The sequence below is a fragment of the Rhodoferax sp. genome (genome assembly GCF_014859475.1).
Lineage (GTDB): Bacteria > Pseudomonadota > Gammaproteobacteria > Burkholderiales > Burkholderiaceae_C > Rhodoferax.
Map to the genome: position 1 here is coordinate 1 of NZ_JACUUE010000314.1, position 1923 is coordinate 1923.

2 protein-coding genes are annotated in these 1923 nt (G+C 61.4%); one reads left to right on the forward strand and one right to left on the reverse strand.

Going from position 1 to position 1923, the window contains the following annotated elements; genetic code table 11:
• Positions 1-254: 254 nt before the first annotated feature.
• Positions 255-1643, reverse strand: a complete 1389-nt coding sequence (gene dbpA, locus IBX54_RS14805; protein WP_296543414.1) for an ATP-dependent RNA helicase DbpA — start codon at positions 1641-1643, stop codon at positions 255-257.
• Positions 1644-1703: 60 nt separating this feature from the next.
• On the opposite strand from dbpA, the gene IBX54_RS14810 reads away from it, so the two are divergent.
• Positions 1704-1923: hypothetical protein (locus IBX54_RS14810; protein WP_296543415.1), on the forward strand; the 220-nt coding region annotated here is incomplete at its 3' end.

The following is a 1923-nucleotide window of genomic DNA, read 5'->3' on the forward strand; positions in this document are numbered from 1 at the left end:
CACGGACCTTGAACAGAGACTTCGTCACTGCGAGCGTAGCGCGGCAGTCCATGCATTTGGACGTCGTGGATTGCTTCACTGCGTTCGCAATGACGGGGCTGTTCATGGAAAGCGTAGCGCGGCGATCCATGACTTCCGGGGCCATGAATTCCTACGCGAGGTAGAAAAAAATGCAAAGCCGTTATGAAATTGTGATCTGGCTTCAGAGAAAGGGGCAAGGTCTTGCAATCATGCTTTTCGGGGCTCGATGAGCGTTATACCAGGCGCACCCTGACACTTTTGCCCTTGACCTTGCCGGCATTGAGCTTGTCCATGGCCGCTCTGGCAATGTCGCGCTGCACCGCCACAAAGGTAGTGAACTCGGTCACGTTGATCTTGCCGATCTGTTCCCGGCTAAAGCCAGCGTCGGCGGTCAAGGCGCCCAACACATCGCCGGGGCGGATTTTTTCCTTGCGACCGCCCAGAATCTGCAGCGTGACCATGGGCGGCAGCAGCGGGCCTTTGCCGGTGGGTGTGAGTTCGTCGAGTTGGTGCCAGGTGGACGGCTGCCCCTGGTATTGCTCGATCTTGCCCACTGCGCCCATCTCGTACATGGCGGCCAGGCTCAGTGCCAGGCCCGATTCGCCGGCGCGCCCGGTGCGGCCAATGCGGTGCACATGCACCTCGGGGTCGGGCGTGATGTCAACGTTGATCACGGCGCTGAGTTCCTTGATGTCGATGCCGCGCGAGGCCACGTCGGTGGCCACCAGCACAGACGCGCTGCGGTTGGCAAACTGCGCCAGCACCTGGTCGCGCTCGCGCTGCTCCAGTTCGCCGTACAGCGCCAGCGCGCTGAAACCCTGTTGCTGTAAATAAACCACGAGGTCTTTGCATTGCTGCTTGGTGTTGCAAAACGCCAGCGTGCTGACCGGGCGAAAGTGATTGAGCAGCTTGGCCACCACGTCAAACCGGGTGGGCCGGGTGACCTCGTAAAAGCGTTGTTCGATCAGGCTCTTTGCAAGACTGTCAGCCACTTTGATCTGCTCTGGCGCGCGCATGAACTGTTTGGCCAGTTTGTCGATGCCCTCGGGGTAGGTGGCGGAAAACAGCAGCGTCTGGCGCTCGGGCGGGCATTGTTTGGTGACGGTCACGATGTCGTCGAGAAAACCCATGTCGAGCATGCGGTCGGCCTCGTCGAGCACCAGCGTGCTCAGCGCGTCCAGCGCCAGGTAGCCGCGCGCCAGGTGGTCCATCACACGCCCGGGCGTGCCCACCACAATGTGCGCGCCGTTTTCAAGCGATGCACGCTGGCCGCGCAGCGCCACGCCACCGCACAGCGTGACGACCTTGATGTTGTCGAGCGCGCGCGCCAGCCGACGCACTTCCACCGCTACCTGGTCGGCCAGTTCGCGCGTCGGGCACAGCACCAGGGCCTGCACGGCAAAGCGGCGCGGGTTAAGGCGCTCCAGCAGCGCCAGGCCAAAAGCCGCGGTTTTGCCGCTGCCGGTTTGGGCTTGCGCAATCAGGTCACGTCCGGCCAGTGCGGTGGGCAGGCTGGCCGCCTGAATCGGGGTCATGGCCAGGTAACCCAGCTGCTGCAGGTTGGCCAGTGTGGCGGGGTTGAGCTGCAGCGTTTCGAAAGCCAGGGAGGTTGTATTTGTCATGGCAGGATTATCGTTTTAACGTGAAAGAGTATCGTCATTGCGAACGCAGTGAAGTAATCCATGCAGCCGGAAGTCATGAACTGCCGCGCTACGCTTTCCATGAACAGCCCCGTCATTGCGAACGAAGTGACGCAATCCATGACTGCCGACTGCATGGATCGCCACGGCCTACGGCCTCGCGATGACGGGGTTGGTTCATGGTCTGTGTGCGGTATCGAGCCGATTCGGATGGCTCGCAGTGACGATGTCGCTGTTCAAGGTCCGTTTGCGGTATCGGACC